We start from the raw sequence: 25,664 nt of genomic DNA on the forward strand, positions 1-25,664 counted from the left end.
ACGGCCCCCGCGGGTGCGGGGGCCGTTCGGCGCTCGCCTAGGCGACGGAGAAGCTTCCCGCCCCCGCCGGGACGTGGCTGCCGTAGCCGGGCCGGACCGTGACGGAGGACCCGAGACAGAACGGGTCGCCGTAGATGCGGACGGCCTGATCGGTCTGGTTGTTCAGCACGTGGGCGGCGAGGGGCAACTTCGTGCAGCCGCCGGGGTCGTCGTAGATCTCCAGGGGGAGGGCCTCGACCTGGAAGACGACGACCCGGCCGGTCGCGGCCCGGGCGGGGGCCGCCGCGACGAACGGCGCGGTCGCCGAGGCGAGGACCAGGGTCAGGGCGGCCAGGCGAGCAGAGTGGCGCATGGGCGGGGTTCCTTTCGTTTCGAGGGCCCCTCCATCCTCATGCGCCTCATCCGTCACGCACAGTAACCGTAAGGTGACATTCGATCTCGCCGTGGATCCATGCAGTGGCCTCCTGAGCAGCCATGTCGCTCGGCGTGGTCATCCGCGGGCCATTACTCTCCGTGACGGATCAAGGTGTGCATTCCGGGGTGTCGTCCCGCAGGCCCAGGCGTCCCTCGTAGACCGCCACCTTGTTGGTGATCAGCTTGAGGCAGCCGTCGAGCTCCCGCATCCGGGCGAGCACCCGTTCCTGATGTTCGCGCAGCACCTCCAGCCGTTCCGCCTCGTTGCCGCGGCCCGCCCTGACGAGTTCGGTGTAGCGCCGGATGTCGGTCAGGGGCATGCCGGAGGCGCGCAGCCGGATGCACACGCCCAGCCAGTCGACGTCACCCTCGCCGTAGACCCGGCGTCCCGTCGTTCCCCGCTGTACGGGCTGGGCCAGCAGGCCCTCACGCTCGTAGAACCGGAGCGTGTGCACGCTGAGCCCGGTGCGCTCGGCGACCTGGCCAATGCTCAAACCTGACATGCTGTCCAGTTTGACCTAGAGCCGACTCTAGAACCTACGGTTCCGGGATATGAGATATCGCATCCTCGGCGGCACCGGCATCGAGGTCAGCGCCCACTGCCTCGGCACCATGATGTTCGGCGCGGCCGGCAACCCCGACCACGACGACAGCATCCGCATCATCCACGCCGCCCTCGACCATGGGATCAACTTCGTCGACACCGCCGACATGTACTCGGCGGGCGAGTCGGAGGAGATCGTGGGCAAGGCGTTGCAGGGCAGGCGGGACGAGGTGGTGCTGGCCACCAAGGTGCACTTCCCCATGGGGGAGGGGCCCAACCGGGGCGGCAACTCGCGACGCTGGATCGTACGCGAGGTGGAGGCGAGTCTCAGGCGGCTGCGCACCGACTGGATCGACCTCTACCAGATCCACCGCCCCGACCACCGGACCGACATCGAAGAAACCCTCTCCGCACTCACCGACCTGGTACGGCAGGGCAAGATCCGCGCCTTCGGCAGCTCGGCCTTCCCGGCGCACGAGACGGTCGAGGCCTACCACGTGGCCCGGCAGCGCGGCCTGTACCGGTTCCGTACCGAGCAGCCGCCGTACAACCTCCTGGCCCGCGGCATCGAGGGCGACGTGCTGCCCACGGCGCAGCGGCTCGGCATGGGCGTGCTCACCTACAGCCCGCTGGGCTGGGGGTTCCTGACCGGACGTTACCGCAAGGGACAGCAGGTCGACCTGTCCCGGGGGCGCGCGGCGCGGGCGCCCGAACGGTTCGACCCTTCCATCCCGGTCAACGCGGCCAAGCTGGAGGTCGTGGAGGAGCTGGTCAAGCTGGCGGACGAGCTCGGCTGCACCCTGCCGGCCCTGGCCGTCGCCTTCGTCACGTCGCATCCGGCGGTCACCTCGGTCATTCTCGGCCCGCGCACGATGGAGCAGCTGGAGGGTTCGCTGAAGGGCGCCTCGCTGCTGCTCGACGACGCCGTGATGGACCGGATCGACGAGCTCGTGCCGCCCGGCACCAACGTCTACCACCCGGTCGGCCTCTGGAGCCCCGCGCCCCTGACCGACCCCGCGCTGCGCCGCCGCCACCTGGGTGACCGCGCCGCGAGCTGACCCCGGACATCCGCCGGACCTCGCGCGACGAGGTCCGGCACCCGGCATCCGCTCCGGTCGCGCCACCCCGCCCGACCGGAGCTCCGGCCGCCCATGAGCCGGCCACTTCCCGCCGCCGGCCGCCCATGAGCCGGCCACTTCCCCCGCCGCCGCTCGCCCCGGAGTCGGTCACTTCCGGCGGCGCCGGCCCGCTCCCGGTCACGGAACCGCGTCCTCGTGTTTCTGGATTGTTACCGGAAACAACAAACTCCCGAACGGAAGGGTCTTCCAAAGCAGGCTGTGGCGGAATACGTTGCCGCAAACAACATTCATCCGGGCCCCTCCGGAAGAAAGGACCCTGCATCATGCGCAAGGGGATCCTCAGCCTGACCGCCGCGGCGGCGACGCTCGCCCTCGGTCTCACCGCCTGCGGGGGCGACAGCGGTCAGACCGGCACCACCGCCACCTCCTCCGCCACCGCGGCGCAGCCCGCCAAGGCCGGCAAGATCGGCGTCATCCTCCCGGACAGCAAGTCGTCGGCGCGCTGGGAGACGGCGGACCGCAAGTACCTGGAAGAGGCGTTCAAGGCCGCCGGCGTCCAGTACGACATCCAGAACGCCCAGAACGACAAGACGGCGTTCCAGACCATCGCCGACCAGATGATCACCAACGGGGCCACCGTCCTGATGATCGTCAACCTGGACAGCGGCAGCGGCAAGGCCGTGATCGAGAAGGCCAAGTCGCAGGGCGTGGCCACCATCGACTACGACCGCCTGACCCTGGGCGGCGGCGCCGCCTACTACGTCAGCTTCGACAACACCAAGGTCGGCACGCTCCAGGGCGAGGGCCTGAGCAAGTGCCTGGCCGACAAGAAGGCCGACAAGCCCATCGTCGCCTACCTGAACGGCTCGCCGACCGACAACAACGCGACGCTGTTCAAGAACGGCTACGACGGCGTGCTCAAGCCCAAGTTCGACGCCGGCGAGTACGTCAAGGGCCCCGACCAGGCCGTGCCCGACTGGGACAACGCCCAGGCCGGGACGATCTTCGAGCAGATGCTCACCCAGCAGCCGAAGATCGCCGGCGTGCTGGCCGCCAACGACGGCCTCGGCAACGCCGCCATCACCGTGCTGAAGAAGCAGAACCTCAACGGCAAGGTGCCGGTCACCGGCCAGGACGCCACCGTCCAGGGCCTGCAGAACATCCTCGTCGGCGACCAGTGCATGACGGTCTACAAGGCGGTCAAGAAGGAGGCCGACGCCGGGGCCAAGCTCGCCGTCGCGCTGGCCAAGGGCGAGAAGCCCACGGCGAGCGCCAGCGTCAAGGACCCCGAGACCAGCCAGGACGTTCCCTCCGAGCTGCTGGAGCCGCAGGCCATCACCTTCGACAACGTCAAGGACGTCGTGGCCGACGGTTACGTCACCAAGGAGGAGCTCTGCACCGCCGACTTCGCCAAGAAGTGCACTGAGGCCGGAATCCAATAGCAGGGACGGGCGCGGCCGGATGCCGTCGGCGCGAGGCCGCGCCCCTCTTTAGGGAGCCCCATGACCCCCCTCCTCGAAGTGCGCGGGATCGACAAGAGCTTCGGTCCGGTGAAGGTGCTGCACGAGGTCGAGTTCTCCGCCTACCCCGGCGAGGTCACCGCGCTCGTCGGCGACAACGGCGCCGGCAAGTCGACGCTGGTCAAGTGCATCGGCGGCATCTACCCCATCGACTCGGGCGAGATCCTGTTCGACGGCCGCCAGGTCACCGTCCACACCCCCCGGGACGCGGGCGAGCTCGGCATCGAGATCGTCTACCAGGACCTGGCGCTCTGCGACAACCTCGACATCGTCCAGAACATGTTCCTCGGCAGGGAACGCAAGAACGGCTTCCTGCTCGACGAGGACAGCATGGAGGAACTGGCCGAGAAGACCCTCAGCAGCCTGTCCGTGCGCACGGTGAAGTCCATCAGGCAGCAGGTCTCCAGCCTGTCCGGCGGCCAGCGGCAGACCGTCGCGATCGCCAAGGCCGTGCTGTGGAACAGCAAGGTCGTCATCCTCGACGAGCCCACCGCCGCCCTCGGTGTGGCCCAGACGGCCCAGGTGCTCGAACTCGTGCGCAGGCTGGCCGACACGGGCCTGGCCGTCGTCCTCATCTCGCACAACATGAACGACGTGTTCGCCGTCTCCGACCGGATCGCGGCGCTCTACCTCGGCAGGATGGCCGCCCAGGTCAAGACCGCCGACCTGACGCACGCCCAGGTCGTCGAACTGATCACCTCCGGTCGCAGCGGCGAACTCGGCCTCAAGAACGGGGTCACCCCATGAGCAAGGTCAAGGAACTCCCGGGCGAGGCCATCGTCGTCGCCGCGCAGTCCCCGTCGATCGCGCACAGCGTGCGCGCCTACTGGGAGCGCGTGCGCGGCGGCGACATGGGCGCGCTGCCCGCCGTGCTCGGCCTGATCGTGCTCTGCACGGTCTTCGCCCTGGCCCGGCCCGCCTTCGTCACCTCGATCAACTTCGCCAACCTGTTCACCCAGGGCGCGAACGTCACGCTCATCGCCATGGGCCTGGTCTTCGTCCTGCTGCTGGGCGAGATCGACCTGTCGGCCGGCTTCGCCAGCGGGGTCTGCGCGGCGGTGCTCGCCGTCACGCTCGCGAGCTTCGGCCTGCCCTGGTACGTCTGCGTGCTGGCCGCCATCGCCACCGGCGTGCTCATCGGCGTCGTGCTCGGCACGCTGGTGGCCAAGGTCGGCATACCGTCGTTCGTGGTCACGCTCGCCGCCTTCCTGGCCTTCCAGGGCCTGGTCCTGGTGCTGGTCAACGAGGGCACGAACATCTCGGTCCGGGACAGCGTGATCGTCGCCGTCGCCAACAAGAACCTGTCGCCGCTGCTCGGCTGGATCCTGTACGCGGTGTGCGTGGCGGGCTTCGCGGGCGTGCAGCTCGCGCGGGCCAGGAGCCGGTCCGCGCGCGGCCTGGTCGCCGACCCGCTGTCGCTGATCGCGGCCCGGGTGGGCGCGCTGGCGCTGTTCGGCGGGCTCGCGGTCTACGTGCTCAACCTGGAGCGCAGCCGCAACCCCGCGCTGGTCTCGCTCACCGGCGTGCCGATCGTGGTGCCGGTCATCGTCGTGCTGCTGGTCGTGTGGACGCTCGTGCTGCGGCGCACCGCGTTCGGCCGGCACCTGTACGCCGTCGGCGGCAACACCGAGGCCGCGCGCCGGGCCGGCATCCCGGTCGACCGTATCAAGATCGCGGCGTTCGTCATCTGCTCGTCGATGGCGGCGGTCGGCGGGATCGTGGCCGCCTCCAGGGCCAGCTCGGTCGACCCGAACACGGGCGGCAGCTCGGTGCTGCTGTACGCGGTCGGCGCGGCGGTCATCGGCGGCACCAGCCTGTTCGGCGGCAAGGGCCGGGTGCTCGACGCGGTGCTCGGCGGCGCCGTGGTGGCCGTGATCGAGAACGGCATGGGCCTGATGGGCTACGGTGCGAGCGTGAAGTACCTGGTCACGGGGTGCGTCCTGCTGCTGGCCGCGGGTGTCGACGCCCTGGCGCGCAAGCGGGCGGCTGCTGCTGGTCTAAGGTGATCAGCGACCCGCAGCCCCCGAAGGAACCCCAGACGATGCGTGCCGGACCGTCCCAGGAGGACATCAGGCGCCACAATCTCGGCGCGCTGCTTCGCCATGTCCACCTGGGCGGGCCGATCTCGCGTGCCGAGCTGACGTCGAAGATGGGGCTCAACCGCAGCACCATCATGGCGCTCACCTCCGACCTCACCGCCGCCGGGCTGGTACGGGAGGAGCTGCCGCGCGAGACCGGCCGGGCCGGCCGGCCCTCGCTGGTGGTGCGCCCGGAGTCGGCGCGCGTCTACGTGTTCGCGTTCGACGTGGGCCCCGACCGGCTGGTGGCGGCCCGGGTGGGGCTGGGCGGCGTCATCCTCGACCGCAGGGAGACCACCCGCGAGCGCGGCAAGTTCGCCCTCGACGAGCTGACCGGGGTGCTGTCGGGGTTCGCCCGGCAGATGCGGCGCAAGACCCGCGACGACACCGTGTGCGTGGGCGCCGCCGCCGCCGTGTCCGGCGGGGTGCGCAAGGGCGACGGCGTGGTGACGTTCGGGCCCAACCTGATGGCCCATGACGTGCCGTTCGGCGAGGAGCTGGGCCGCAGGCTGGGCCTCGGGCTGCCGGTCAGCGTGGGCAACGACGCCAACCTGGCGGCCCTGGCCGAGCACAGCCGCGGCCTCGGCGTGGGCGTGCGCGACCTCATCTGCCTGCACGGAGACGTGGGCATCGGCGGCGGCATCATCGCCGGCGGCCACCTGCTCGGCGGCTTCGACGGCTACGGCGGCGAGGTCGGTCACATGGTCGTCAACCCCGGCGGGCGCGAGTGCTCCTGCGGCTCGCACGGCTGCCTGGAGGCCGAGGTGGGGGAGCGGGCACTGCTGGAGCTGGCCGGCCGCTTCGGGCCCGGCCAGCACGGCCGCGACGCGGTACGGGCCGTGGTCGACGCGGCCGACCGGGGAGACATCGTCGCCCAGGAGGCGCTGAGCCGGGTCGGCGACTGGCTCGGGCTGGGCGTGGCGAACCTGGTCAACATCTTCAACCCGGAGATGGTCATCTTCGGGGGCATGCTGCGGGAGGTCTACCTCGGCTCGGCGGCGCAGGTCCGCACCCGGCTGGCGCTGCACGCCATGGCCCCCCAGCGCGAGCACGTACGGCTGCGCACCTCGGCGCTCGGCGACCACGTGACCCTGGTCGGGGCGGCCGAGCTGGCCTTCGGCCACGTGCTGGCCGACCCGCTGGAAGTGCTGGCCAGGGTCAGCTCCTAGCGCACCCGCTCCTTGGCGGCCGTCCAGGTGCCGCAGGCGGCGGTGGAGCCCTCGCGGTAGCCGCGGTTCTGCCAGTAGGCCAGGTTGCGCGGGCGTCCGTGGATCTTGCTGTAGTCCGCCCGGCGCACGGCGGCCAGCCATTCGCGCCAGCCGACGTCGGGTTTGATCGAGGTGAGCGCGGCGTTGTAGAAGACGCCGGCGTAGCACTCGGCCTGCATCTCCAGCCGGTGGCTGAGCACGGTGCGCGCCCCGGTGGAGGCGGGCCAGTACAGGGCGTTCTGCGCGTCCAGCACGCCGGTGAGCTGCTGGACGTGGTGTCCCCACTCGTGCGCGACGGAGTGCGCGATGTTCATCCGGAACGGGTCGTCCAGGTCGTGCTTCATGATGCGGATGACGATCGTGCGCTGCGCCGGGCAGTACTGCGCGCCGTTGGTGGTGATCCGGCCGCAGACGGAGTCGCGTCCCGTGGTGACGGTGACCTCGGGCGGGGTGTACGTCAGGCCCGCGGCCGCGAACCGGCCGGCCCAGAAGCGGTCGGCGCACCCGGCCATGGCCCGGTGGAAGGCTTTGAGCGAGGCGGCGCTGCCCGTCCTGATGGCGGGGATCCTGCACGACAGACGTTCCCGCGCGACGACCGGCGCGGCCGAGAGCCCCCCTTGCGCGGGCCTGCCCGCCGCGGCCGCCGGAGCCGGCAGCAGAAGATCCGCGATCATGCACATGGCAAGCGCCATGAGGGGAATGCGCACGATCGCGGATCTTAGAGGAGTTTGGGCGGGTTCGGGCTAGCGGACCTTGGCCTTGGAGGCGGCCCAGGTGTTGCAGGAGCCCGCCGACCTGCCGGTGAAGCCGCGCTTGAGCCAGTACGCGACGTTGGCGTCGGTGCCGTGCGTCAGGTCGGCCGAGGAACGCGCCTTCACACCGATCGCGCTCAGGTCGAACGCGTTGTGCGACCCCTTGAGCAGCGAGTCGAACTCCTTCTGGCTGCGGCCCAGGGAGTCCCAGACGCTGCCCATGAACACGCCGGCGTAGCACTCGGCCTGCAGCTCGGTACGGCGGACCGGCTCCAGGTCACGCGGGTTGTCCAGGACGTACTCGCCGCGCTTGTTGTGCCGGAGCATGCCGGTGAGCTTCTGGACGTGGTGCCCGTACTCGTGGGCCACGACCAGCATCAGCACCGGGTCCGACGGCTGCTCGACGACGCCCGGGCTGAGCAGGAGGGTCATCGTCTTGTTGACCGGGCAGTACAGGGCCTGCGCGCCCTCGGGGAAGCCGCCGCATCCCGTCGGGGTGCCCAGCTTGGTGGTCACCCTGAACTTCGGCTTGCCGAAGGCGAAGCCCGCCTGCTTGAGCTTCGGGCCCCATGCCTTGTCGAGGCAGCCGAGCACCGCGTCGAAGTAGACCCGCGCCTCGTCCTCGGTCCCGGACTGGACCGGCGGCTCCTCGCACGTCCTGAGCGCGAGCCGGCCGGTCTTGTAGATCGGGTTCTTCGTCAGGACCGGCTTGCTTGCCGGGGCGGCCACGGCCGCGTGGGCCGTACCGGCGACGAAGACGCTCGCCAGGGCGCCGGCAATGATCGCCAATCGGGGGGTACGCATGGGAAGGCACACTACAAAAGAGGGGGTTTTACGTAAAGCGGAAAACGCCCGACGTCACTGGACGTTTCGTGCAGCCGCCGCCCAGGTGTTGCAGGCGCCCGGCGCGCCCCGGTTGAAGCCCCTGGTCATCCAGGCCGCCTGCGTCGGGCCCTTGCCATGGTCGTTCTGCGGCCAGCCCTTGGCGCCGTTCTTGTAGAACCACTGGACGGTGTAGTCCCAGTCGGACTGGTTCACCAGATCGGTGCCCTTCATCGTGCTCATGAAGATGGCGGAGAAGCACTCGGCCTGGAGCTCGGACCTGCGCGAGAGCTGGAGGCGTCCGGCCTTGCCCGCGGCGGACCTGGCCGTCCAGAAGTAGTTCCAGATGCCGGAGGCCTGCTGGACGTGGTGGCCGTACTCGTGGGCGACCAGGCGGCTGATGCCCAGCGGGAACGGGTTGCGGAGCTGGTCCCGGCTGATCATCAGGTACATCGTGCGGTCGCTGGAGCAGTAGACGCCGTCCGCGCCGGTGTTCCAGGCGCCGCAGGGCGTGCGCACCTTCTTGGTGATGATCCGCAGCCGCGGCCTGCTGAACGACATGCCGGCCTTGCGGAACTGGGTGGCCCACGCCTTGTTCAGGCAGTTCGTCACCCGGGTGAGGAAGCGGCGGTAGGCGATCATGCTGCCCGCGGGCAGGGCGCCCGGCGCGCAGTTCACGTCGACGAGCCTGCCGGTCTTGTAGAGCCGGTTCGCGGTGGCCTGCGTCTGGCCCCCGGGGGCGGCGGCGCCGCCGCTGCGGGCCGCGGCGCCCGCCGGAGGCAGGGCGATCTTCTGAGCTTGGTTGACCGGCGCACGCTCGGCCGAGGTCGGGGCGACGTCGGAAAGCACGAGCACAAGGGAGGCGGCGGCCATGGCGAGGGCGAGGGCGGCGGCGGCGACGGCCGCGATCCTGCCTTTAGGGAGGGAGTTCATATGTCCGGAAAGACTAGGTCAAGATCGGACATAAGTGGGTGGATTTGACTCGATGGAGTCAGTGAGACGTCGGCGAACTAGACTCTTCTGCGTCGTCGAAAAGGAACAGACGGCGAACGAGGCAGAGGGGAGTCGCATCCGTGAGCGGGTTGCTGGGCTCGATAGAGGGACCGCACGACGTCAAACGGCTCGCTGTTGAGGAGCTGCCGCGGCTCGCGGGGGAGATCCGTGACCTGCTCGTCGACTCCTGCGCCAGGTTCGGCGGCCACCTGGGGCCGAACCTGGGGGTGGTCGAGCTCACCATCGCCCTCCACCGCGTCTTCGACTCCCCGCACGACCCCGTGATCTGGGACACCGGCCACCAGGCGTACGTGCACAAGCTCCTCACCGGCCGCGCGGCCGGCTTCGAGGCGCTCAAGCAGGAGGGCGGCCTGTCGGGCTACCCGAGCCAGGCCGAGTCCGAGCACGACTTCGTCGAGAACTCCCACGCCTCCACCGCGCTGTCCTACGCCGACGGCCTGGCCAAGGCGTTCAAGCTGCGCGGCGACCGCGAGCGCACGGTCGTCGCGGTGATCGGCGACGGCGCGCTCACCGGCGGCATGGCCTGGGAGGCGCTCAACAACATCGCCGCGATCAAAGACCTGCCCGTCGTGATCGTGGTCAACGACAACGGCCGCTCCTACTCCCCGACCATCGGCGGCCTGGCCTCCCACCTGTCCTCGCTGCGTGTCAACCGCCGCTACGAGGACATGCTCGAGTACGTCAAGGACAAGCTCGGGAACGTTCCGGTCATCTACGACGCCCTCCACGGCTTCAAGAAGGGCGTCAAGGACGTCCTGGCCCCGCAGGTCATGTTCGAGGACCTCGGCATGAAGTACGTCGGCCCGATCGACGGCCACGACGAGCAGGCCATGGAGGCGGCGCTGCGCAAGGCCCGCGCCTTCCGCGGCCCGGTCATCGTCCACGCCCTCACCCAGAAGGGCCGCGGCTACACCCCCGCCGAGAACCACGACGAGGACCAGTTCCACTCGCCCGGCGCCTTCGACCGCGCCACCGGCGCCGAGAAGCCCAAGCCCCGCATCTGGACCAACGTCTTCAGCGAGGAGCTGGTCAGGCTCGGCAAGGAGCGCGAGGACCTGGTCGCCATCACCGCGGCCATGCTCCACCCCACCGGCCTCAACGCCTTCGCCGACGCCTTCCCCGACCGCATCTACGACGTCGGCATCGCCGAGCAGCACGCGCTGACCAGCGCCGCCGGTCTCGCGCTCGGCGGCCTGCACCCGGTCGTGGCGGTCTACGCCACCTTCCTCAACCGGGCCTTCGACCAGCTCCTGATGGACGTCGCCCTGCACCGGCTCCCGGTCACCGTCGTCCTCGACCGGGCCGGCGTCACCGGCGACGACGGCGCCAGCCACAACGGCATGTGGGACCTGTCGATCCTCCAGGTCGTGCCCGGCCTGCGGATCGCGGTGCCGCGCGACGGCGACCGCGTCACCGAGCTGCTGCGCGAGGCCGTGGAGGTCACCGACGGGCCGACCGTGCTGCGCTTCCCCAAGGGGCCGGTGGCCGAGCCCCTGGAGGCCGTGGGCCGCCTGGGCGAGATGGACCTGCTGCGCGCCGCCGAGGGCGAACCCGACGTGCTGCTGGTGGGCGTCGGCCCGATGGCGCACGTGTGCATGGAGGCGGCCGTCCTGCTCGACGCGCAGGGCATCTCGGCCACCGTGGTCGACCCGCGCTGGGTCAAGCCGCTCGACGAGGCGCTGACGCTGGCCGCCGGCGCCCACAAGCTGGTCGCCGTGGTCGAGGACAACGGCCGCGTGGGCGGCGTGGGCGACTCCGTGGCCCGCCTGCTCCGCGACGCCGACGTCGACGTCCCGGTGCGCACCTTCGGCATCCCGCAGGAGTTCCTCGACCACGCCAAGCGGGCGGCGATCCTCGGCCGCATCGGACTGACCGGCCAGGACCTCGCGCGCCAGATCACCGAGGCCGTCGCCCGGCGGACCTCCCGCGTGGAGCAGCCCGTCCGCCGTTGAGCACCCGGCGGGCCACGGCGGTGATCGCCAGCACGGCCACCACCGCCGCGCCCGCCACGGGCAGCAGCAGGCCCGCGTCCCGCCGCGCCACCTGCCCGGCCACCGCCCCCAGCACGATGTACGTGCTCACCCACGCCGTGCTGCCCAGCAGCGCCCACGGCATGAACCTGCGGTAGGGCATGCCCACCGCGCCCGCCACGGCCGGCGTCAGCGTGTGCACCACCGGCAGGAAGTAGGCCAGCGCCAGCGCCCAGCCGCTGCGCCGGAGTATCCGCTCCGCGCGCGTCCAGCGTTCCTCCCCGACGCGCCGGCCGAGCCTGCTCTGGCGCAGGCGGGGGCCGTACCGGCGGCCCAGCCAGTGGCCGCCCGTCGCGCCCAGGAGGCAGGCCAGCACGCCGGTGCCGATCAGCGCCAGAGTCTCCGGCACGCTGCCCGCCGTGGCGCCCGCGACGAGCAGCAGGCCGTCGCCCGGCGTGATCAGGCCGATCCCGACCGAGGCGTCCAGGGTCAGGAAGACCAGGACGAATGACAGCACCACCGCCACGTCCTGCCTGGCCAGCGTGTCCAGCAGATCGTCGAACATGATGCGGGTCCGCTACCCCCGGGGAGGCGCTTCACCGGGAAGCCCGGTGGGAGCGCATGATCACGGAGGGTCTGGGAAGGATCGCTGATCGTGGACATCTTTCGCACGAAGAGCGTCGAACAGTCGATCCGCGACACCGAAACTCCCGAGCACCAGCTGCGCAAGCGCCTGTCCGCCATGGACCTGATGGTCTTCGGCATCGGCGTGATCGTCGGCACGGGGATCTTCGTGCTCACCGGCCAGGTCGCCAAGGAGGTGGCGGGGCCGGCGGTCGCGGTCTCGTTCGTCGTGGCGGCCGTCGTGTGCGGGCTGGCGGCCCTGTGCTACGCCGAGTTCGCCTCCACCATCCCCGTCGCCGGGTCCGCCTACACCTTCTCCTTCGCCACCCTGGGCGAGTTCCCCGCCTGGGTGATCGGGTGGGACCTGATCCTGGAGCTGGCGCTGGCCGCGGCCGTGGTGGCGGTCGGCTGGTCGGGCTACTTCGCCTCGATGCTCGACTCCGTCGGCCTCCACCTGCCGCCCTCCATCGCGGGCGACGACCCCGTGGTCAACGTGCCCGCGGTGGTCATCGTGCTGATCCTCACCGCGATCCTGGTGGCCGGGATCAAGATCTCCTCGCGGGTCAACCTGATCCTGGTGATCACCAAGATCACGGTGGTGCTGCTGGTCATCGTGGCCGGGCTGTTCTTCGTCAAGGCCGCCAACTACACGCCGTTCATCCCCGAGCCGGTGACCACGCCGCGGGTCGAGGGGCTGAAGGCGCCGCTGATCCAGGTGCTGTTCGGGGTCACGCCCGTCGCGTTCGGCGTGATCGGCATCTTCTCGGCCGCGGCCATCGTGTTCTTCGCGTTCATCGGCTTCGACATCGTGGCCACCGCCGCCGAGGAGACCGTGCGCCCGCAGCGCGACGTGCCGCGCGGGATCATCGGCTCGCTGGCCGTCTGCACGATCCTCTACGTCGCCGTCTCGCTGGTCGTGGTCGGCATGCAGCCGTACCGGCAGCTGAGCACGAGCGCGCCGCTGTCGGACGCCTTCACCGCCGTCGGCCATCCCTGGCTGGCCACGATCATCAGCGTGGGCGCCATCGCCGGTCTGACGACCGTGGTGCTGGTGCTGCTGCTCGGGCAGACCCGGGTGCTGTTCGCCATGTGCCGCGACGGCCTGCTGCCGCGCCGGCTGGCCGTCGTCCACCCCACCTTCGGCACGCCCGCCAGGCTCACCATCCTCGTCGGCCTGGTGACCATGGCGCTGGCCGGGTTCGTGTCGTTCGGGGAACTGGCCGAGCTGGTGAACATCGGCACGCTGTTCGCGTTCATGGTGGTCTCGATCGGCGTGATCGTGCTCCGGCGCACCCGGCCGGACCTGGAGCGGGGCTTCCGGGTGCCGCTGGTGCCGCTGCTGCCGATCCTGTCGGTGCTGGCCTGCCTGTACCTGATGCTCAACCTGCCGCTGGAGACCTGGCTCAGGTTCGTCATCTGGATGATCGTCGGCGTGGTCGTGTACTTCGCCTACGGCTACCGCCACAGCAGGCGGGGCGCCGCCGTGACCGGCGAGTGAGACGGCGGGGGATGGGCCGGCCGCCCATCCCCCTGTCGGCTCAGACGGCCAGGAGCGTCCCGAGGCCCGCCTTCATCGTGCAGGCGTTGGTGTAGACCTTGCCCCACTGGACGGTCTTGCCGTACCACTTGCCGAGGATCATGACGGCACGTGGCTCCACCTCCTTGCCGCAGGCCGCGGCCGCCTTCGGCGAGAGGTTGATCTTGGCCGGGTCGCCGTTCACCTTGCGCAGGATCTCGCAGGCGGCGTGGGCGGAGGGGTGGGTGCCGCCGTCGGGGCTGCAGTTGAGCCAGGCGCCCTTGGTGGGACCGTTCTTCACCGCGACGGTGACCTTGAGGACGGCCTTGGGGGTGCGCGGCGCCGCCAGGGAGGGCGACGACGCGCCCAGCACGAGGGCTCCGGACAGAGCGATCGTGCCGACTGCTCGCATCATGGTTACTCTCCGTTCGTAGGACGGCACAGTACGCTACGCGAAGAAGGCCATGACGTACGGAGACCCGCCGGGCGGGTCTCCGTAAAATCACGCGGGCAGCGAGGCCACGCCGGGCGGAAGGAACCGAGGCTGGGCGATCCCCGACCTGTCCAGATAAGGCGTGATGCCACCCAGATGGAACGGCCATCCGGCGCCCAGGATCATGCACAGGTCGATGTCCTGCGGGCCGGCGACGACGCCCTCGTCCAGCATGATCCGGATCTCCCGGGCCAGCGCTCCGAGCACGCGCTCGCGGACCTGCTCGGCCGTGGACGGCGACGTGCCGCCGGCGAACAGGGCCACCGCCTCCGGGTCGAGCGAGAAGTCCGGACGGTAGACGCCGGGCTTGCCCGAGGCGACCAGCTTGGCCATGTTCTCCGAGACGCCGAAGCGCTCGGGGAAGGCCGCGTGCAGCGTCTCGGCCACGTGCAGGCCGACGGCCGGGCCGACGAGCTGCAGCAGCGCGAACGGCGTCATCGGCAGCCCGAGCCCGTCGATCGCGTGCTCGGCGACCTCCAGCGGCGTGCCCTCGTCCACGGCGGCCACGACCTCGCCCATGAAGCAGGTCAGCAGCCGGTTGACCACGAACGCCGGAGCGTCCTTGACCAGCACGGACGACTTCCTCAGCGACTTGCCCACCGCGAACGCCGTGGCCAGCGTGGCGTCGTCGGTCGAGGCGCCCCTGATGATCTCCAGCAGCGGCATCACGGCGACGGGGTTGAAGAAGTGGAAGCCGACCAGCCGCTCGGGGTGGGCCAGCCCGGCGCCCATCTCGGTGAGCGAGAGCGAGGAGGTGTTCGTGGCGAGCACGCACTCGGCCGAGACCACGGCCTCGACCTCGGCGAACACCTGCTTCTTGACCGACATGTCCTCGAAGACGGCCTCGATGACGAAGTCGGCGTCGGCGAAGGCGTCCTTGGTCAGCGAGCCGGTGACCAGGGACTTGAGCCGGTTGGCCTGGTCGGCCGAGACGCGGCCCTTGCCCAGCAGCTTGTCGACCTCGGCGTGGACGTACCCGACGCCCTTGTCCAGGCGGGACTGGTCGAGGTCGGTCAGGACGACCGGGACCTCCAGGCGGCGGGCGAACAGCAGCGCCATCTGCGAGGCCATCAGCCCGGCGCCCACGACGCCGACCTTGGTGACCTTGCGGGCCAGCGACCGGTCCGGCGCGCCCGCGGGCCGCTTGGCGCGGCGCTGGACCAGGTCGAAGGAGTAGAGCCCGGCCCGCAGCTCGTCGCCCATCAGCAGGTCGGCCAGCGCCTCGGTCTCGGCGGCGAAGCCCTCGTCGCGCGAGGCGGTCGCGGCCAGCCCGATCAGGTCGAGTGCCCGGTAGGGGGCGGGGGAGGCGCCGCGCAGCTTCATGTCGACCAGGAAGCGCGCGTCGGCGACGGCCTTCTCCCAGCCGTCGTGCTCCTGCCGCTCGACGGTGACCTCGCCCTTGACGACGCGGGCGGCCCAGCGCAGCGACTCCTCCAGGAAGTCGGCCGGCTCGAACATCGCGTCCGCGACGCCGAGTTCGTACGCGTCCGCGCCCTTGATCATGCGGTTCTGCGACAGCGGGTTCTCGATGATCAGCTTGATCGCCTTGGCCGGGCCGATCAGGCGGGGGAGGAGCTGCGTGCCGCCCCAGCCGGGCACCAGGCCGAGGAAGCACTCGGGCAGCGCCACCGCGGGCACGCCGGAGGAGATCGTCCGGTACGTGCAATGCAGCGCGATCTCCAGGCCGCCGCCCATGGCCGCGCCGTTCACGAACGCGAACGTCGGGATCGGCAGCTCGCCCAGCCTGCGGAAGACGTGGTGGCCCAGCGCGCCGATGGCGTGGGCCTCCTCGCGCGAGGCCACGGCCGCCGCGCCCTTGAGGTCGGCGCCGACGGCGAAGATGAACGGCTTGCCCGTGACGCCCACGGCGGCCAGGTCGGTGCGCGCGGCGATCTCCGACAGGGCCTCGTCCAGCGCGAACAGGCCGTGCGGGCCGAAGGTGTTGGGCTTGGTGTGGTCGAAGCCGTTGTCCAGCGTGATCAGGGCCATCGTGCCCGCCCCGTCGGGCAGCGGCACGTCGCGCACCAGGGCCTTGGTGACGACCTCGTCGGTGTTGCGCCCGCTCAGCAGCGCGCGCCAGGTCTCGATGTCGCTCATGCCAGGTTCTCCCAGATCACAGTGCCGCCCATGCCCATGCCGACGCACATGGTGGTGATGCCGTACCGCACGTCGGGCCGCTCGCCGAACTGGCGGGCGAGCTGCGTCATGAGCCGTACGCCCGAGGAGGCCAGCGGGTGGCCGAAGGCGATCGCGCCGCCGTAGGCGTTGACGCGCTGGTCGTCGTCGGCGAGGCCGAAGTGCTCCAGGAAGGCCAGCACCTGGACGGCGAACGCCTCGTTGATCTCGAACAGGCCGATGTCGCCGATGGACAGCCCGGCCAGGCGCAGCGCCCGCTCGGTGGACGGGATCGGGCCCACGCCCATCACCTCGGGGTCCACGCCCGCGAACGCGTAGGAGACCAGGCGCATCTTCGGCGTCAGGCCCAGCTCGCCGGCGACGTCGCGGGCGGCCACGATGCAGCCGGTGGCGCCGTCGTTGATGCCGGAGGAGTTGCCCGCGGTGACGTTGCCGTGCGGGCGGAAGGGCGTCTTGAGCGCGCCCAGCGCCTCCATCGTGGTGCCGGGGCGCGGCGCCTCGTCCTCGGCGGCCAGGCCCCAGCCCTTCTCGGCCGTCCTGACCGCGGTGGGCACGAGGTCGGGCTGGATCTTGCCGTCGGCGTACGCCTTGGCCGCCTTCTCCTGGGAGAGCACCGCGTAGGCGTCGGCGCGCTCCTTGGAGATCGACGGGTAGCGGTCGTGCAGGTTCTCGGCGGTCATGCCCATGACCAGCGCGCTCGGGTCGACCAGCTTCTCCGACAGGAAACGCGGGTTGGGGTCCACGCCCTCGCCCATGGGGTGGCGGCCCATGTGCTCGACGCCGCCGGCGATGGCCACGTCGTAGGCGCCGAAGGCGATGCCGCCCGCGACCGTGGTGACCGCGGTCATCGCGCCCGCGCACATGCGGTCGATCGCGTAGCCGGGCACGCTCTTGGGCAGACCGGCCAGCACCGCCGCCGAGCGGCCGATGGTCAGGCCCTGGTCGCCGATCTGGGTCGTCGCGGCGATGGCCACCTCGTCCACGCGCTCGGGAGGCAGACCGGGGTTGCGCCGGATGAGCTCGCGGATGACGCGGACGACCATGTCGTCGGCGCGGGTCTCCGCGTACAGTCCCTTCGGCCCTGACCTGCCGAAGGGCGTGCGTACGCCGTCGACGAACACGACGTCACGAGAGGAAGGCACGGATTCGCTCCTCGTTCTTGGATGGGGTTCCGCGGCCTATGCTACTCGTCGGTAACCACCCCGCAGACGAGGGCGGCGGTCAGCAGCGCGTAAATGATCGGCATGGGCGGCTCCCAGAGATGGGCGCGGGCTCCGAGCAGGGCGGCGACCGCCACGGCCGCGCCCGTCCAGAGCGCCGCGCCCCCTCGTGGACGCGCGCCCCGGCCGGGATCCCACGGATCGCCAGGTGATCCTCCCGGACGGCCGGCGCGCGCCATTATCCCCAGGGCGTCCCGTGCCCACCAGATGAGGAACGACACCCCCGCGGCCAGGCCGATCACCATGGCGGCCTCGACGGCCCAGCTCAGGGCGTCGGCGAAGGCGTACAGGGCGGCCGCCCTGAACTGGCCGGGAGAGGTGGCGCCGAGCAGCAGCAGCACGGCCCAGCCGGACGCGACGCCGAGCCGGCTCAGCGGACGCCGCCGGGCCGAGGGCGGCACGGCGAACAGCTCGCGCTCGCGACGGCGCACCACGCGCGCCCGCGCGCCCCAGACGAGCTGGGTGGCCGCCAGGACGGGCAGCGCGGTCGCGAGCACCGCCAGCGACAACACGGCGAGCGGTAACGTCTGCTCTCTGGTCGGCGCCCGGTCGGCCAGCACCTGGGCCGTGGTCAGCAGCGCGATCGAGCCGGTGAGCGCGACGAAGACGGCTCGGCGGGCGGTTCTGGCCCGGGCGCGCAGCCCGGTCAACGCCTCGGCGCCTGGAGGGGGCGCCATCTCGGTCAGAAGCATGAACGTCATGATGGCGTCACGGACCGTAGTGACGCCCCGGGTTTGTGCGCTTCACATGGAGCCCTCGCCGGACGCGTCCCCAGGAGTCTGGCATCGGGTGAAATCCGCGACATTCCGTATTAGTGGAGGAATGTCAGTATGCTGCGCGTCACACCAAAGGGGGCCGCGTTCCGCGAGGGGCGCGCGGGGTGCGTCCTGTGCGGGCGCGCGTAGAGGGGGGCGCGTGAGCGAGGGCCGGAGAGTGGCGGAACGGCCGCAGCGCAGTCCCCATCGCCGCCCGGACCGGCCTCCGGGGCGCACGCGGCGCATCACCCCGCTGGCGTGGACGAGCATGGTGCTGACCTTCGTACTGGTCGCGGTCACGCTGGGCGGCTACGCGTACTACCGCAGCATCGACAGCGACATCCCGCGCGTCGCCGTGGACCCCGGATCGACGCGGCCGCCCGAGACCGGCGCGCTCAACGTGCTGCTCGTCGGCTCCGACTCGCGCGAGGGCGACAACAAGAAGTACGGCGCGAAGTCGCAGGGCCTCGGTGAGCGCACCGACACGATCATGGTGCTGCACATCTCCCCCGACCGCGACAAGGCCACCATGATCAGCTTCCCCCGGGACACCATGGTCATGATCCCGCAGTGCCAGAGCCGCACCGGCGCGACGCTGGCGGGCGGCCTGCGCCAGATCAACTCCGCCTTCAACGACGGCGGCATCAACTGCACGGTCCGGACGATCGAATCGCTCACCAACATCAAGATCAACCACATCGCGAAGGTGGACTTCACCGGCTTCAAGGGCATCGTCGACGCCATCGGCGGCATCGAGATCTGCCTACCCAAGGCGGTCAACGACCCCAAGGCCAAGCTCCAGCTCAGCGCGGGCAAGCACGTGGTCCGCGGCGAGCAGGCGCTCGCGTACGTGCGCACCCGCTACGCCCTCGGCGACGGCAGCGACCTCGGCCGGATCCAGCGCCAGCAGGTCTTCCTCACCAAGGTGCTGGACAAGATCACCAACGGAGGGTTGCTCACCGACCCCATCAAGCTCAACGCGTTCCTCAGGGCCGGGGCCAAGGCCGTCACCCTGGACGACAAGCTCACGCTGGAACGGATGGTGGAGATCGCGGGCAGCGTCAAGGGGCTGACCGCCAAGGAGCTCAAGGGCATCACCGTGCCCGTGGAGGCATACCCGGCCGACAAGAACCGGGTGCAGCTCAGGCAGCCGGACGCCCGCAACTTCTTCGAGGCCGTCCGCTCGGACACCGAGGTGAGCCCGCCCTCGACCGTCGCCACCAAGCCGAAGGTCGAGAACGGGCGGGTGCGCGTCCAGGTGCTCAACGGCACGACGGAGGTCGGCAAGGCCGGTCAGGTGGCCGACGAGCTGGCCGACCAGGGCTTCGTCGTCGTCCAGGTCGGCAACGCCGCGCCGGTGCCCACCACGTCGATCCGGTACGCCAAGAAGGACGCCGACAACGGGATCGCCTACGGGGACGCGGTGGCCGCCCGGCTGTCGAAGGACAAGCGCACGCCGGTGGCGGGCAAGGTCGCCCCGGTCAACCCGAAGCCGTACCCGGCCAAGGTCACCCAGATGCCCGACGGGCCGATCGTGCAGCTCGTCATCGGGGCCGACTGGCCCGGCGTGCGGGTGGTGTCGCCGATCCCGGGCTCGCTCAAGGACAAGGTGGTCGACTCCACCACGAACCCCTGCCTGTGAGGGCGGCGGGCTAAAGGTCCTCGGCCACGAGCAGGTCGACCAGGCCGGGGAAGCGGGCGTCGAGGTCGTCGCGGCGCAGCCGGATGAACAACTTGCGGCCCTCCGGGCGCTGGCAGATGACGCCGGCCTCGCGCAGCACCCGCCAGTGGGCGGTCAGCGTCGACTTCGGCACGTCCTCGACGACCTCGCCGCAGAACAGCTCGTCCCCCGAGGCCAGCGCGCGCACGATCTGGGCGCGTACGGGGTGGCCGAGCGCGGCGAGCACCTCCACCAACTGGATCTGGTCACGCGACGGGTGCAGCATGCGGCCATTGTACGGACAACGCGAACGATGATTTGACGGGCATTGTTCGTATGTACGAAGATTACGTACTCAATCGGTCCGAGGAGGGTGTCGTGTTCGATGTCGCCGTGGTGGGTGGCGGGCCCGTGGGCATGTTGCTCGCCGCCGAGCTGGGCCTTCAGGGGGTACGTCCGCTCGTGCTCGAACGGCTCCCCGCGCCGACCGGCCAGTCCAAGGCCGGGACGCTGCACGCGGGCATCGCCCAGAGCCTCGACCGGCGCGGGCTGCTGGAGGCGGTGGGCCGCACCACGTACGGGAGCGTGAGCTTCCACTTCTCCGGCATGTTCGGGCTCGACCTCGGGGCGGTGTCGGACGGCGGGCCGACCATCGTGGGCAGTCCGCAGGCATGGGCCGAGCAGGTGTTCGCCCGCCGCGCGGCGGATCTGGGCGCGGAGATCAGGCGCGGCCAGGACGTCACCGGCCTGGAGCAGCGGGACGACCACGTCGTGCTGACCGTGAACGGCCGCGAGCTGGCCGCCCGGTACGTCGTCGGCGCCGACGGCGCGCGCAGCGTGGTGCGCAAGGCCGCCGGCATCCCGTTCACCGGCACCGGGGCCCGCGTCGCCGCGCTCATGGGCGACGTACGGCTGCTCGACCCGTACACGGTGCCGCCGGGTTACACGCGGACGCCGCGCGGCTGGATCATCGTCTGGCTCGACCCCGCCGGGCACAGTCGCGTCACCACCTACGACTTCCGTGCCCCGCACGCCGACCGCGAGGCCCCCGTCGCCCTGGAGGAGCTCCAGGAGGCGGCCGAGCACATCCTCGGTGTCCCGGTCCCGATGGCCGGCGCGCGCAACCTGTCCCGGTACGGCGACGCCGCCCTGCAGGCCGAGACCTACCGCGCGGGCCGCGTCCTGCTGGCCGGGGACGCGGCGCACGTGCACTTCCCGTGGGGTGGTCAAGGGCTCAACACCGGCCTGGGGGACGCGTTCAACCTGGGCTGGAAGCTGGCCGCCGAGGTGCGCGGCGACGCCCCGGCCGGGCTGCTCGACAGCTACCACGCCGAGCGGCACCCGGTCGGGGCGCGGGTGTTGTGGAACGTACGGGCCCAGAGCGCGCTGGCCGACCCCGACCCGGCCGTCGACCCGCTGCGCGAGCTGTTCGCCGAGCTGATGCGGTTCGACCAGGTCAACGAGTACCTGAGCGGGATGATCAGCGGGCTCGACACGGTCTACGACGTGGGCGTGCCCGGGGCCGGGCGGATGGCGCCCGACCTGCCGGTCAAGACGGCCGACGGCGTCGTGCGCACGGTGGAGCTGCTGCGCGGCGGCCGGGTGCTGCTGCTGGACCTCGCCGGGCGCGACGACCTGGTGGCGGCGGCCGCCCCGTGGGCGGACCGGCTGGAGATCGTACGGGGGAGCGCGGAGCACGACGCCGAGGCGCTGCTCGTGCGGCCCGACGGGTATACGGCCTGGACGTCGGGGGTGCCGGGGCGTCCGCTGGAGGCGGCGCTGGCCCGGTGGCTGGGGCCTGTGTGACGGAGAGTAACTTTAGGGAAACATGTGAAATTTCCGGACAAGTCTGTTAAGAAAGGTCGCGGTCCGTATTCAAAGCTAGAGAGGGTCCATCGTGGCGCGCGACGAGAACGACAGGCCGTACGAGGATGGGCAGGGTAGTAAGTCGTTAAATCCGGAGATGACCGGAGACGTGCTGTCCCCCCGGTGGAGCACCGAGGACACCGACGAGCAGCCCGCCATCCAGGTCTCCGGCAACGAGACCTACATCCTGCCGCCCGGCCAGGCCGCGCAGTCCGTCGAGCCCCCGGCGACCCCGGCCGACGCGCCGCACGACGTCCTGGACGGTCCCAGCGGCCCGCACGACGTCCTCGACGGCGCGAGTGGACCGCACGACGTGCTGAGCGGGCCGCACGAGGCCCTCAGCGGGCCGCACGAGACGCTGGCCGGGCCGCAGGAGACGCTGAGCGGGCCGCACGCCGTCCTCGGGGCGGACGCGCTCGACGCCGCCACCGGCGACCGTGCCGTCGACGACGACCTGCCCTACCTGCCGCTGGACCAGGGCTACAAGCCCGAGCGCGACGACGACGACGCCGACGCGGGCGGGACGAGGCGCGGATTCCTCGGCTCGGGCTGGACCGACGACGCCGACGACCGCCGTGGCGCCGGCGAGCGCGAGGTGCGCCGGCGTACCAGGGTGCTGGTGCTGGCGGGCGTCGCGGTGGTGCTGGTCGGGGCCGGGGCGGGCTGGCTGCTCACCGGCACCTCCTCCGACGACCCCTGCGGGACCGCCCGCTGCGCGAGCGCGAGCGAGGTCAGCGCCCCGCCGCAGACCGCGCTGCCGGAGCAGACCGAGGAGGCCACCCCCGAGCCCGAGGTTACGGACACCGCCGAGCCGACCGTGTCCGAGACCGTAACCCCCACCCCCGTGGCCCGCCGCCCCCGTCCCACCCGCGAGCCCACGGCCCGGCCCACCACCTCCAGCCGCGAGCGCCGCCCGACGGCCACGCCCGACGACGACGCCACCCGCGGCACGCGCGGCCACATGAACGAGACCTCCGACGGCGCCCCCGAGGACGCGGCCGAGGCGCCCGCCACCAAGGAGCCGGAGCGGCAGGAGACCGGCGCCCCCACGCAGGCGCCGCCCCCCACCCAGCAGGACCAGCCCGCGCCCGCGCCGAGCGAGAAGAAGGGCCTGTTCGACATCCTGTTCCCCTGGTAGCGGGACGCCTGTCGCGGCCCGCCCGCGCACGGTGCGCGGGTTCTGTCGCCGCCGGGGGCGGGCGTGCGAGGATGCGGAGCCAGGTCGCCGTCTGGCAGACTTGGAAACCGCTTTCCGGGAGGTCTCGTGGTCACGCTTGAGGACGTCGCCAAACAGGCGGGCGTCTCCCTCGCCACCGCCTCGCGGGTGCTCAACGGCAGCACCCGCCAGGTGGGCGCGACCCTGCGGGCCCGTGTCGAGCGGGCCGCCGACGAGCTCGGCTACCGCGCGAACATCGCCGCCCAGACGCTGGCCCGGGGGGCGAGCAACGTCATCGGCATCGTCGTCCACGACCTGACCGACCCCTACTTCGCGGCGCTGGCCGACGGCGCGATGCGGGCCGCCGCCACCGAGGGGCTGCTGGTCATGGTCGGCACCACCCATCGCGACCCCGAGCAGGAGATCGCCTACGTCGCCACCATGAACGCCCAGCGCGTGCGGGCCGTGCTGCTGGCCGGCTCGCGGGTCGCCGACCCCGTCGTGACCGGGCGGCTGCGCGAGGAGCTGGCCCGGTACCGGGAGGGCGGCGGGCGGGCCGCGTGCGTGGGGCAGGACCTGCTCGGCGTGGACACCGTCGCGCCCGCCAACCGGGCCGGGGCCGCGGCCCTGGCCCGCGCGCTGGCCGGGCTGGGCCACACCCGGTTCGCCGTGCTGGCCGGGCCGCCGCAGCTGGTGACCGCCGCCGACCGGTGCGAGGGGTTCGCCGAGGCGCTGCGAGGCCTGGGGCTGCCCGAGCCCGTCGTGGTCCACGGGGCGTTCGACCGCGACGGTGGCTACCGGGCCGCGACCGAGATCGGCGACGCCACCTGCGTGTTCGCGGTCAACGACGTGATGGCCGTGGGGGCGCTGGCCGCCTGCCGGGAACGCGGGATCCGGGTGCCGGAGGACGTCTCGGTGGCCGGGTTCGACGACATCGTCACGCTGCGTGATCACGTGCCCGCGCTGACGACCGTGCGGCTGCCGCTGAAGGACATGGGGGCGCGGGCCCTGGAGCTCGCGCTCGGCGGCGCGGACGTCACCGCCGCGCCCGTGGTGGAGCACGTCGCGGGCGAGGTCGTGCTGCGGGAGAGCGTCAGGAGGATGGCGTGAGGCTGGCCGTCAGCACGCTGGGGATGCCGGGCGAGGGGTTGGAACGGGCGGTGGAGATCGCCGCCGCGCACGGCTGTCAGGGGCTTGAGCTGCGGCTGCATCCGGACACCGGCGTCCATGCCGGGCTCACCGCGCCGGAGCGGCGCGCGGTGCGGGAGCGGGTGGGGCGGGCGGGGCTGGAGATCGCCGCCCTCGCCGGATATGTCGGCATCTGCGAGCCGGGCCCGGACGGGCCGGTCGCCGACGCGCTCCTCGCCGACCTGCGGCTCGCCGCCGACCTGGGCGCGCCGGGCGTGCGGGTGTTCCCGCGCGGCGACGATCCGGCGGTGGGCGCCCGCAGGCTGAGGTCCGTCGCCGGTACGGCCGCCGCCCTCGGCGTGCGCGTCCTGGTCGAGACGCACGACGAGATGGCCACCGGGGCGGCCGTGGCCGCGCTGCTGGCCGAGGCGGGCCGGCCTGAGTCCACCGGCGCGCTGTGGGACCTGCTGCACCCCTGGCGGAACGGCGAACCCCCGGCCGCCACGCTCGCCGCGCTCGGTCCTTCGCTCGCCTACGTCCAGGTCAAGGACGCCGTCTCGGCTGCGGACACCACCCCGGTCCCGATGGGGACGGGCTCGGTCCCGCTGGAGGAGGCCGGCGACCTGCTGCGCGCGGCCGGGTACGCCGGGTGGGTCTCGCTGGAGTGGGAGCGCACGTGGTACCCGCAGGTGGCGCCGGTCGAGGAGATCCTGCCGGGCGCGGCCGACTGGGTGCGGCGGTTCACCGCTTAGATAGGGGAATGCCCCTTAACAAGAACAAAGTCCTCGTGGTCGGCATGGACGGCCTGCGCTTCGACCGGCTCGTCGCCCTCGCCCCGCCGGTCCTGTCGTCCTTGATGGCGTCCGGCGCGTACGGCACCAGCCGGCTCCCGTACGGCGAGGCGGCGGCGCCCAGGACGGAGTCGCCCGGCGAGGTCGTGCCGAAGAGCCCGGAGCCGCCGTCGGCGGGCCGCGTGATCAGGTCGCGGACGGACTCGGGCCCCGGCTGGTCGTCCATCGCCACGGGCACCTGGCCCGACAAACACGGTGTCGTAGACAACAGCTTCACCAGCCCCCAGTTCACGAAATTTCCGGACTTTTTGAGTCGTGCGAAGAATGCCCGCCCCGACCTCACCACCGCCGCCTTCCTCTCCTGGGCGGCCCTGGGCGAGCACAACGCGTTCGGCCCCGCCATCGACCACCGCATGGTCCTGGACGGCTACGCCCTCACCTGGACCGCCGCCGACCGGCAGATCGCCGACGCGGCCGGGCGCCACCTCGCCGACACCGGCCCCGATCTCGCCTTCGTCTATCTCGGCGACACCGACGAGGTGGCCCACGCCCTCGGCCCCCACTGCCCCGAGTACGCCGCCGCCCTGCACGCCCAGGACGCCTACCTCGGCCGCCTGCTCGACGCCGTCCGCGCCCGTCCCGGGGAGAGCTGGACCGTCCTGGTCACCACCGACCACGGCCACGTGGACGAGGGCGGCCACGGCGGCACCTCACCCGAGGAGCGCACGGTGTTCGTGATCGCCAACCGGCTGGGCGAGGACCTGGGCGGCCGCCCGCTCGACGAGCCCCGCCTGGTGGACGTCGGCCCGACCGCCCTGGCCCTGCTCGGCGTGCCGCTCGACCCGGCCTGGGAACTGGACGGGGAACCGCTGTTCAACAGTTGGTGAATTTATGGCAGACTCCGGGGAAGGGGGTGCC

Annotated in this window: 24 protein-coding genes; 13 read left to right on the forward strand and 11 right to left on the reverse strand. The window is 71.7% G+C overall.

Annotation, left to right across the window (positions count from 1 at the left end; translation table 11 throughout):
* Positions 1-37: 37 nt before the first annotated feature.
* Positions 38-352: a hypothetical protein gene (locus tag ABZ815_RS15285; RefSeq protein WP_357698022.1), complete on the reverse strand. Its 315-nt coding sequence runs from the start codon at positions 350-352 to the stop codon at positions 38-40.
* Positions 353-521: 169 nt separating this feature from the next.
* Positions 522-917, reverse strand: coding sequence for a MerR family transcriptional regulator (locus ABZ815_RS15290; protein WP_357698024.1), 396 nt, complete (start codon positions 915-917; stop codon positions 522-524).
* Between the two features lie 49 nt (positions 918-966).
* Between ABZ815_RS15290 and ABZ815_RS15295 the strand changes: the two genes are divergently transcribed.
* The 5 genes from ABZ815_RS15295 (at position 967) to ABZ815_RS15315 (ending at position 6,804) form a co-directional block, all read left to right on the forward strand.
* The gene (locus ABZ815_RS15295) at positions 967-2,016 is read left to right on the forward strand and encodes an aldo/keto reductase (protein WP_357698026.1); all 1,050 of its coding nucleotides are present in this window, start codon (positions 967-969) and stop codon (positions 2,014-2,016) included.
* A 344-nt stretch (positions 2,017-2,360) separates the two neighbouring features.
* Complete coding sequence (locus ABZ815_RS15300) at positions 2,361-3,479, forward strand: substrate-binding domain-containing protein (protein WP_357698028.1); 1,119 nt, start codon at positions 2,361-2,363, stop codon at positions 3,477-3,479.
* Positions 3,480-3,539: 60 nt separating this feature from the next.
* On the forward strand, positions 3,540-4,304 hold the full coding sequence (locus tag ABZ815_RS15305) for an ATP-binding cassette domain-containing protein (protein ID WP_357698030.1): 765 nt from the start codon (positions 3,540-3,542) through the stop codon (positions 4,302-4,304).
* Positions 4,301-5,563: an ABC transporter permease gene (locus ABZ815_RS15310; RefSeq protein WP_357698031.1), complete on the forward strand. Its 1,263-nt coding sequence runs from the start codon at positions 4,301-4,303 to the stop codon at positions 5,561-5,563. Before ABZ815_RS15305 ends, ABZ815_RS15310 begins: the two co-directional genes overlap by 4 nt.
* Before the next feature lie 35 nt (positions 5,564-5,598).
* Complete coding sequence (locus tag ABZ815_RS15315) at positions 5,599-6,804, forward strand: ROK family transcriptional regulator (RefSeq protein WP_357698033.1); 1,206 nt, start codon at positions 5,599-5,601, stop codon at positions 6,802-6,804.
* Here ABZ815_RS15315 and ABZ815_RS15320 read toward each other — a convergent pair.
* From ABZ815_RS15320 to ABZ815_RS15330, 3 genes are read right to left on the reverse strand one after another with little or no spacing between them, the layout of a single operon-like run.
* Positions 6,801-7,550: a neutral zinc metallopeptidase gene (locus ABZ815_RS15320; RefSeq protein ID WP_357698035.1), complete on the reverse strand. Its 750-nt coding sequence runs from the start codon at positions 7,548-7,550 to the stop codon at positions 6,801-6,803. The genes ABZ815_RS15315 and ABZ815_RS15320 overlap by 4 nt on opposite strands.
* Positions 7,551-7,586: 36 nt before the next feature.
* Positions 7,587-8,399: a neutral zinc metallopeptidase gene (locus ABZ815_RS15325; RefSeq protein ID WP_357698037.1), complete on the reverse strand. Its 813-nt coding sequence runs from the start codon at positions 8,397-8,399 to the stop codon at positions 7,587-7,589.
* A 54-nt stretch (positions 8,400-8,453) separates the two neighbouring features.
* Positions 8,454-9,350, reverse strand: a complete 897-nt coding sequence (locus ABZ815_RS15330; RefSeq protein WP_357698039.1) for a neutral zinc metallopeptidase — start codon at positions 9,348-9,350, stop codon at positions 8,454-8,456.
* A gap of 149 nt (positions 9,351-9,499) precedes the next feature.
* Between ABZ815_RS15330 and dxs the strand changes: the two genes are divergently transcribed.
* Complete coding sequence (gene dxs / locus ABZ815_RS15335) at positions 9,500-11,383, forward strand: 1-deoxy-D-xylulose-5-phosphate synthase (protein WP_357698294.1); 1,884 nt, start codon at positions 9,500-9,502, stop codon at positions 11,381-11,383.
* Here the strand turns inward: dxs and ABZ815_RS15340 are convergent.
* On the reverse strand, positions 11,328-11,966 hold the full coding sequence (locus ABZ815_RS15340) for a DedA family protein (protein WP_357698041.1): 639 nt from the start codon (positions 11,964-11,966) through the stop codon (positions 11,328-11,330). The two genes, dxs and ABZ815_RS15340, sit on opposite strands and share 56 nt — an antisense overlap.
* A 90-nt stretch (positions 11,967-12,056) precedes the next feature.
* Between ABZ815_RS15340 and ABZ815_RS15345 the strand changes: the two genes are divergently transcribed.
* On the forward strand, positions 12,057-13,523 hold the full coding sequence (locus ABZ815_RS15345; RefSeq protein WP_357698043.1) for an amino acid permease: 1,467 nt from the start codon (positions 12,057-12,059) through the stop codon (positions 13,521-13,523).
* A 40-nt stretch (positions 13,524-13,563) separates the two neighbouring features.
* On the opposite strand, the gene ABZ815_RS15350 is transcribed toward ABZ815_RS15345, so the two are convergent.
* The 4 genes from ABZ815_RS15350 to ABZ815_RS15365 all read right to left on the reverse strand — a co-directional run bounded on the left by ABZ815_RS15350 (position 13,564) and on the right by ABZ815_RS15365 (position 18,082).
* Positions 13,564-13,956, reverse strand: coding sequence for an SSI family serine proteinase inhibitor (locus ABZ815_RS15350; RefSeq protein ID WP_357698045.1), 393 nt, complete (start codon positions 13,954-13,956; stop codon positions 13,564-13,566).
* 87 nt (positions 13,957-14,043) lie between these two features.
* Positions 14,044-16,131: a 3-hydroxyacyl-CoA dehydrogenase NAD-binding domain-containing protein gene (locus ABZ815_RS15355; RefSeq protein ID WP_357698047.1), complete on the reverse strand. Its 2,088-nt coding sequence runs from the start codon at positions 16,129-16,131 to the stop codon at positions 14,044-14,046.
* Positions 16,128-17,312, reverse strand: coding sequence for a thiolase family protein (locus ABZ815_RS15360; protein ID WP_357698048.1), 1,185 nt, complete (start codon positions 17,310-17,312; stop codon positions 16,128-16,130). The genes ABZ815_RS15355 and ABZ815_RS15360 overlap by 4 nt, the downstream gene beginning before the upstream one ends.
* Before the next feature lie 41 nt (positions 17,313-17,353).
* Positions 17,354-18,082, reverse strand: a complete 729-nt coding sequence (locus ABZ815_RS15365) for a hypothetical protein (protein ID WP_357698050.1) — start codon at positions 18,080-18,082, stop codon at positions 17,354-17,356.
* Between the two features lie 331 nt (positions 18,083-18,413).
* Here ABZ815_RS15365 and ABZ815_RS15370 point away from each other — a divergent pair, with 331 nt between their 5' ends.
* Positions 18,414-19,787 (forward strand): LCP family protein, encoded by a 1,374-nt coding sequence (locus tag ABZ815_RS15370; protein WP_357698052.1) that lies wholly within the window; start codon positions 18,414-18,416, stop codon positions 19,785-19,787.
* A gap of 10 nt (positions 19,788-19,797) precedes the next feature.
* On the opposite strand, the gene ABZ815_RS15375 is transcribed toward ABZ815_RS15370, so the two are convergent.
* Positions 19,798-20,091, reverse strand: coding sequence for a helix-turn-helix domain-containing protein (locus tag ABZ815_RS15375; RefSeq protein ID WP_357698054.1), 294 nt, complete (start codon positions 20,089-20,091; stop codon positions 19,798-19,800).
* Between the two features lie 92 nt (positions 20,092-20,183).
* Between ABZ815_RS15375 and ABZ815_RS15380 the strand changes: the two genes are divergently transcribed.
* The 5 genes from ABZ815_RS15380 (at position 20,184) to ABZ815_RS15400 (ending at position 25,633) form a co-directional block, all read left to right on the forward strand.
* Positions 20,184-21,611: an FAD-dependent monooxygenase gene (locus ABZ815_RS15380; protein WP_357698056.1), complete on the forward strand. Its 1,428-nt coding sequence runs from the start codon at positions 20,184-20,186 to the stop codon at positions 21,609-21,611.
* Positions 21,612-21,768: 157 nt separating this feature from the next.
* On the forward strand, positions 21,769-22,809 hold the full coding sequence (locus tag ABZ815_RS15385; protein ID WP_357698058.1) for a hypothetical protein: 1,041 nt from the start codon (positions 21,769-21,771) through the stop codon (positions 22,807-22,809).
* A gap of 126 nt (positions 22,810-22,935) precedes the next feature.
* A complete protein-coding gene (locus tag ABZ815_RS15390) occupies positions 22,936-23,937 on the forward strand; it encodes a LacI family DNA-binding transcriptional regulator (protein WP_357698059.1) in 1,002 nt (333 codons plus the stop codon).
* On the forward strand, positions 23,934-24,707 hold the full coding sequence (locus tag ABZ815_RS15395; protein ID WP_357698061.1) for a TIM barrel protein: 774 nt from the start codon (positions 23,934-23,936) through the stop codon (positions 24,705-24,707). Before ABZ815_RS15390 ends, ABZ815_RS15395 begins: the two co-directional genes overlap by 4 nt.
* Positions 24,708-24,715: 8 nt before the next feature.
* Entirely contained in the window at positions 24,716-25,633 is a 918-nt protein-coding gene (locus tag ABZ815_RS15400) for an alkaline phosphatase family protein (protein ID WP_357698063.1), read from the forward strand.
* Positions 25,634-25,664: the final 31 nt, after the last annotated feature.

The sequence above is a fragment of the Nonomuraea sp. NPDC047529 genome (assembly GCF_040642995.1).
Taxonomy (GTDB): domain Bacteria; phylum Actinomycetota; class Actinomycetes; order Streptosporangiales; family Streptosporangiaceae; genus Nonomuraea.

What these genes read in the sequence shown, in the direction of transcription:
- ABZ815_RS15285 (WP_357698022.1), bottom strand. Translation starts at nt 352, where the DNA reads ATGCGCCACTCTGCTCGCCTGGCCGCCCTGACCCTGGTCCTCGCCTCG.
- ABZ815_RS15290 (WP_357698024.1), bottom strand. Translation starts at nt 917, where the DNA reads ATGTCAGGTTTGAGCATTGGCCAGGTCGCCGAGCGCACCGGGCTCAGC.
- ABZ815_RS15295 (WP_357698026.1), top strand. Translation starts at nt 967, where the DNA reads ATGAGATATCGCATCCTCGGCGGCACCGGCATCGAGGTCAGCGCCCAC.
- ABZ815_RS15300 (WP_357698028.1), top strand. Translation starts at nt 2,361, where the DNA reads ATGCGCAAGGGGATCCTCAGCCTGACCGCCGCGGCGGCGACGCTCGCC.
- ABZ815_RS15305 (WP_357698030.1), top strand. Translation starts at nt 3,540, where the DNA reads ATGACCCCCCTCCTCGAAGTGCGCGGGATCGACAAGAGCTTCGGTCCG.
- ABZ815_RS15310 (WP_357698031.1), top strand. Translation starts at nt 4,301, where the DNA reads ATGAGCAAGGTCAAGGAACTCCCGGGCGAGGCCATCGTCGTCGCCGCG.
- ABZ815_RS15315 (WP_357698033.1), top strand. Translation starts at nt 5,599, where the DNA reads ATGCGTGCCGGACCGTCCCAGGAGGACATCAGGCGCCACAATCTCGGC.
- ABZ815_RS15325 (WP_357698037.1), bottom strand. Translation starts at nt 8,399, where the DNA reads ATGCGTACCCCCCGATTGGCGATCATTGCCGGCGCCCTGGCGAGCGTC.
- ABZ815_RS15330 (WP_357698039.1), bottom strand. Translation starts at nt 9,350, where the DNA reads ATGAACTCCCTCCCTAAAGGCAGGATCGCGGCCGTCGCCGCCGCCGCC.
- ABZ815_RS15340 (WP_357698041.1), bottom strand. Translation starts at nt 11,966, where the DNA reads ATGTTCGACGATCTGCTGGACACGCTGGCCAGGCAGGACGTGGCGGTG.
- ABZ815_RS15350 (WP_357698045.1), bottom strand. Translation starts at nt 13,956, where the DNA reads ATGATGCGAGCAGTCGGCACGATCGCTCTGTCCGGAGCCCTCGTGCTG.
- ABZ815_RS15355 (WP_357698047.1), bottom strand. Translation starts at nt 16,131, where the DNA reads ATGAGCGACATCGAGACCTGGCGCGCGCTGCTGAGCGGGCGCAACACC.
- ABZ815_RS15365 (WP_357698050.1), bottom strand. Translation starts at nt 18,082, where the DNA reads ATGCTTCTGACCGAGATGGCGCCCCCTCCAGGCGCCGAGGCGTTGACC.
- ABZ815_RS15370 (WP_357698052.1), top strand. Translation starts at nt 18,414, where the DNA reads ATGGTGCTGACCTTCGTACTGGTCGCGGTCACGCTGGGCGGCTACGCG.
- ABZ815_RS15375 (WP_357698054.1), bottom strand. Translation starts at nt 20,091, where the DNA reads ATGCTGCACCCGTCGCGTGACCAGATCCAGTTGGTGGAGGTGCTCGCC.
- ABZ815_RS15385 (WP_357698058.1), top strand. Translation starts at nt 21,769, where the DNA reads ATGACCGGAGACGTGCTGTCCCCCCGGTGGAGCACCGAGGACACCGAC.
- ABZ815_RS15400 (WP_357698063.1), top strand. Translation starts at nt 24,716, where the DNA reads ATGCCCCTTAACAAGAACAAAGTCCTCGTGGTCGGCATGGACGGCCTG.